This window comes from Immundisolibacter sp., from assembly GCF_041601295.1.
In the GTDB taxonomy this organism is placed as follows: Bacteria; Pseudomonadota; Gammaproteobacteria; order Immundisolibacterales; family Immundisolibacteraceae; genus Immundisolibacter.
Window position 1 is genome coordinate 1 of the sequence record NZ_JBFIII010000149.1, and the last position, 4,607, is coordinate 4,607.

Genomic DNA, 4,607 nt, shown 5'->3' on the forward strand with positions numbered 1-4,607 from the left:
CACAGGTTGTCGACGCCGCCGAAGTGCATCGGCTCCAGGCGAAAACCAAGCGCCGCCAGGCGCTGACCGAGCAATGCCTGACAGCCACCGTCATCGGGCGTAAGTGACCGGCGGCGGATCAGCGCCTGCGCCAGTTCCAGCACCGCACTCAAGCGTTTGCCTCCAGCATCCCGATCCAGGCGTCGGGGACAAAGCCAACGGTAATGCGGTCGCCGAGCTCGACCACCGGGCGGCGGATCAGCGCCGGTTGCGCCCGCAGTAGCGCGATCAGCGTGTCGTCGTCCGGAATTGTCTGTTGTTCGGCGGTAAGCGCGCGCCAGGTGGTGCCGCTGCGGTTCACCAGTCGCGTGGCGCCCAGGGCGGCCAGCCACCGGCGTGCCCGCAGATCGTCCAGGCCGTCACGGCGCAGATCGTGAAACGGCATCTGCACGCCGCGCGCAGCGAACCAGGCCCGGGATTTCTTGACGGTATCGCAGTTCTTGATGCCGTACAGGGTCATGTGGGTGGCGGGTCAGTCTCGCTGACGGCCGGGGCCGTGATGGAAATCATCGCGCCTGTTGGCGGTCGGGAACGGCGCGTCCGGCACCGCTTGGCCAAGGAAGCGACACAGCGGCCCCCAGCCTTCGCCGACGTCGTAGGTCAGCAGGCGTTCGGCCGGCACCGTGCGCTGCACCTCGGCATTGTGGGCGGCATAGCGGGCGAGTACGTGCGCCTTGTCATGAGGCCGATCGCTGAAATCGCGCTCGACGATGATGTCCTTGGCCATCACCCGCTGACCGCGGGCTGCGTCGTCCTGCTGCGGTAAGGGCTGATCCAGCGCCTTGAAGATGGTATTGCTGATGCTGTCGTACCAGGCCTCGGGCTCGCGCACGGTGAGGATGACTTTAGCGGCCGGGAAATCGCGCACAAGATCGCGCCAGAAGTACGCCGATGGCCAGTCCACGGTCGAGCGGAAACCACCCAGCAACTCATCCCAGGAAACTGCCTCGCCGCGTGCCCGCGCCTGCCAGCGGACCGCATCGCCAGGGCGCGAGAACAGCTCCAGCATGTGATGGCACGGTCCATAGCCGAGCTGTTCCAAAGCCACCTTCAGGCTGGCGGTGCCGGTGCGGCCCATGCCGATACCGAGTACTTCAAGTCGCACGGGGGTTGTAATGGTGTCATTCATGGTTTCTGCTTCCATTCTCGTAGCTCAATGGCATTGCCGTCGGGATCGGTAATCTCGGCCCGGATGAAGGCCGGCGCCTCGACCGGTCCCCAGCTTGGCGTAATGCCCTTGCCGGCGAGCTCGGTCAGCGTTCGCACCATGTCGGTGACCTCGAAGGCCATCAGCCGGTAGCCGATGCGCTCGCCATCCTGCGCCAGGGCGCGGGCGGTCGGTGCGTGCAGCAGCTCCACCGCCGATTCCCCAACCGAGATGTAGGCGACCTCGCTCAGGGTGGGATGTTCTATGGCATAGCGGTGCTTGAGTTGGCCGCCCAGGGTTGCGGTGTAGAAGTCGAGGCTGCGTTCGAAGTCGCTGGGGATCAATTCGACGTGGTCGAGTCGTTTCAACATGCGGGGTTCCTGGGTCGCTGCGTCCACCGTGGGCCGATTATGGCACCGTCGGTGGCGTAGGCCGGAACCGCGCTACAGGGCTAACGGTCGTGCACCGGCGCTGAGCGCAATTCGGGAGTTGTCCGTGCAGTTGCTGCTGGCAGGTGGCCAGGACGCCAGCGACATGCCCGCCGGGGGGGCTGTGTTGGCCCCGAGCTGAAAAAGCCGGACTTGACCCAGGACCGCCCCGGCATGGCACAGGGACTGATCGGCGGATAACCGGCGTGCGTGGTACCGATCGCGCAAACGGTCAGGGATCGACGCGGGCGTCAGCCCATTTGCCGTTCGCGGATTTCTGCCAGCGACTTGCAATCTATGCACAGCGTTGCGGTCGGGCGCGCCTCGAGCCGGCGCAGGCCGATCTCCGAGTCACACGACTCGCAGTAGCCATACTCGCCGCGATCGACCTGCTCAAGCGCTTCTTCGATTTTGCGGATCAGCTTGCGTTCGCGGTCGCGGGTGCGCAGCTCCAGCGTCATCTCCGACTCCTGCGTGGCGCGATCGGTCGGGTCCGGATAGTTGATCGTTTCGTCTTGCATGCGGTGGCGCGCGCGGTCCATTTCGGCGCCAAGTTCAGCCCGCCAAGCATACAGAATCTGCTTGAAGTGCTCTTTTTGCGGCTCGCTCATGTATTTCTCGCCCTTTTTCGGCTTGTAGGGCGTGAAACTGGTTTGTGGAGATTCGGTTATCCCCATTGCGGGACTCCAGGGTCGCTGGCGGCGCGAAGTGCCTTCACACCGGCCGGAAATTGAGAGGCGCGGGATTCTAATGCAAACCCTGCCAAGCACCAACAGGCGGCAGGGCAGATCGGTGGCTGTGTTAAAGTTTTTGGCTACCTATGCGTCGTTATGCAGCCCGTGTGGTCCCGCGGCGCCAACGACTTACAGCGCCAAAAACAGCTAACCATTTGTGAGGGAGCTTGCCCCATGGGCAAACCGCGGCCGTTGTCGCCTCATCTGACCGTGTACCGACCACTGATCGGTAGCTACACCTCCATCCTGCATCGCGCTGTGGGCGCTGCCTTGCTGGGCGGTCTCGGGCTGTTTGCATTGTGGCTGCTGGCGGTCGCCGAGGGCGGCGCCTGGTTCGATCACTACTCAGCGTTCTGGGGCAGCTTTGTGGGCAAGGTGATGCTGTTTGGCTGGACGTTTTGTGCGTTTTTCTATGCTGCGCACTGGGTCCGCCATTTCGCCTGGGACATGGGTTATGGGTTTGAATTGGCCACGGCACGGCGCAGTGCCCGACTGGCGTTGATCGGCTCGGCAGTGGCCGCGGTGTTGGTGTGGCTGTATATCGCCGTGAGGGCCGGCTGATGGCGCAGTTTCGTTCGCCTCGTGCCCTGGCACGCGGCCATGGCGCGGCCGGTAGCGGCACCAGCGCGTTTTTCTGGGAGCGCATGACGGCGGCGGCACTGGTGGTGCTCGGCGCCGTGCTGCTGGTGCAGCTGCTGTGCCTGAGCGCGGGCGGGGTTTCGCTGCAGGAGGCGCGCGCGTGGTTGGCCGCACCGACGACTGGCAGCCTGGTGCTGGTGTTTTTTTTGTTGGCAATGGTCAACGCCTATCTGTGCAGCCGGGTCGTGATCGAGGATTACCTGCACACCGCCGCACACAGCCTGCTGGCGCTGGTCGGTCTGCTGGTACTGGTGGTCGGACTCGGTGCCTTGGCGGCGGTGTCGGTGCTGCGTGTGATGTTCGGACAGTGACGGAGCCAAACCCCGGTATGAGCATGGATTACACCCTCATCGACCACCACTTCGATGTGGTCGTGATTGGCGCCGGTGGTGCCGGCCTGCGCGCCACATTCGGCATGGCGGCCGAGAACATGTCGGTGGCGTGCATCACCAAGGTGTTTCCGACCCGCTCGCACACCGTGGCGGCGCAGGGCGGCATCAACGCCGCGCTGGGCAATATGGTCGACGACGACTGGCGCGATCATTTTTACGACACGGTCAAGGGCTCGGACTGGCTGGGTGACCAGGACGCCATCCAGTACATGTGCCAGCACGCCATCCCGGCGGTGATCGAGCTGGAAAACGCCGGCATGCCGTTCTCGCGCACCGACGACGGCAAGATTTACCAGCGACCCTTCGGCGGTCAGTACCAGGCCGACCACAAGACGCCGGCGCAGCGCACCTGCGCCGCGGCCGACCGCACCGGACACGCCATGTTGCATACGCTTTACCAGCAGTCGCTGAAGCACAAGGCGCAGTTTTTCGTTGAGTATTTCGCGATCGACCTGATGACCGATGCGGCGGGTCGGGTGATTGGCGTGGTCGCGTACGACATGGCCGAGGGCACTTTGCACCGTTTCTTTGCCCGCGCCGTGGTGCTGGCAACCGGGGGTTACGGGCGGGCTTACCAGTCCTGCACCGGGGCGCATATTTGCACCGGCGATGGCATGGGCCTGGCGGCCCGCGTCGGCGTGCCTCTCCAGGACATGGAAATGGTGCAGTTCCACCCGACCGGCATTTATCCGGCCGGCTGCCTGATTACCGAAGGCGCGCGCGGCGAGGGCGGTTACCTGACCAATGCCAGCGGCGAGCGCTTCATGGAGCGCTACGCGCCCAGCGCCAAGGATCTGGCCTCGCGCGATGTGGTGTCGCGTGCCATCACGGTGGAAATCCTCGAAGGCCGGGGCTGCGGGCCCAACAAGGACCACGCCTATTTGCACCTGGAGCATCTGGGTGCCGAGACCCTGCACGAGCGTCTGCCCGGTATCTCGGAGACGGCGCGCATCTTTGCCGGTGTGGACGTGACGCGCGAACCGATCCCCGTGCTGCCGACCGTGCACTACAACATGGGTGGTATTCCCACCAATTACCACGGTGAGGTCATCAACCAGGACGCCCAGGGCAATGATTTCGTCGTGCCGGGCCTGTTCGCCATCGGCGAGGCAGCCTGCGTGTCGGTGCACGGTGCCAACCGTCTGGGCGCCAACAGCCTGCTGGACATCATCGTGTTCGGTCGTGCGGCGGCGCTGCGCCTGAAAGACACCCTGCCCAGCTTGCCGGC

General features: G+C 64.6%; 7 protein-coding genes. 3 read left to right on the forward strand and 4 right to left on the reverse strand.

The window, feature by feature from the left end; translation table 11 throughout:
• Positions 1–148: 148 nt before the first annotated feature.
• The 4 genes from ABZF37_RS13620 to dksA all read right to left on the reverse strand — a co-directional run bounded on the left by ABZF37_RS13620 (position 149) and on the right by dksA (position 2,291).
• Positions 149–499 (reverse strand): arsenate reductase, encoded by a 351-nt coding sequence (locus ABZF37_RS13620; RefSeq protein ID WP_372720834.1) that lies wholly within the window; start codon positions 497–499, stop codon positions 149–151.
• Positions 500–511: 12 nt separating this feature from the next.
• On the reverse strand, positions 512–1,168 hold the full coding sequence (locus ABZF37_RS13625) for a sulfotransferase family protein (protein ID WP_372720836.1): 657 nt from the start codon (positions 1,166–1,168) through the stop codon (positions 512–514).
• Complete coding sequence (locus ABZF37_RS13630; RefSeq protein WP_372720838.1) at positions 1,165–1,557, reverse strand: VOC family protein; 393 nt, start codon at positions 1,555–1,557, stop codon at positions 1,165–1,167. Before ABZF37_RS13630 ends, ABZF37_RS13625 begins: the two co-directional genes overlap by 4 nt.
• A gap of 308 nt (positions 1,558–1,865) precedes the next feature.
• Positions 1,866–2,291: an RNA polymerase-binding protein DksA gene (gene dksA, locus ABZF37_RS13635; RefSeq protein WP_372720840.1), complete on the reverse strand. Its 426-nt coding sequence runs from the start codon at positions 2,289–2,291 to the stop codon at positions 1,866–1,868.
• A gap of 231 nt (positions 2,292–2,522) precedes the next feature.
• Between dksA and sdhC the strand changes: the two genes are divergently transcribed.
• The 3 genes from sdhC to sdhA form a co-directional block, all read left to right on the forward strand.
• A complete protein-coding gene (sdhC, locus tag ABZF37_RS13640) occupies positions 2,523–2,909 on the forward strand; it encodes a succinate dehydrogenase, cytochrome b556 subunit (protein WP_372720842.1) in 387 nt (128 codons plus the stop codon).
• Positions 2,909–3,298: a succinate dehydrogenase, hydrophobic membrane anchor protein gene (gene sdhD, locus ABZF37_RS13645; protein WP_372720844.1), complete on the forward strand. Its 390-nt coding sequence runs from the start codon at positions 2,909–2,911 to the stop codon at positions 3,296–3,298. Before sdhC ends, sdhD begins: the two co-directional genes overlap by 1 nt.
• Positions 3,299–3,315: 17 nt before the next feature.
• A partial coding sequence (gene sdhA, locus ABZF37_RS13650) for a succinate dehydrogenase flavoprotein subunit (RefSeq protein WP_372720846.1) occupies positions 3,316–4,607 on the forward strand: 1,292 nt, incomplete at its 3' end.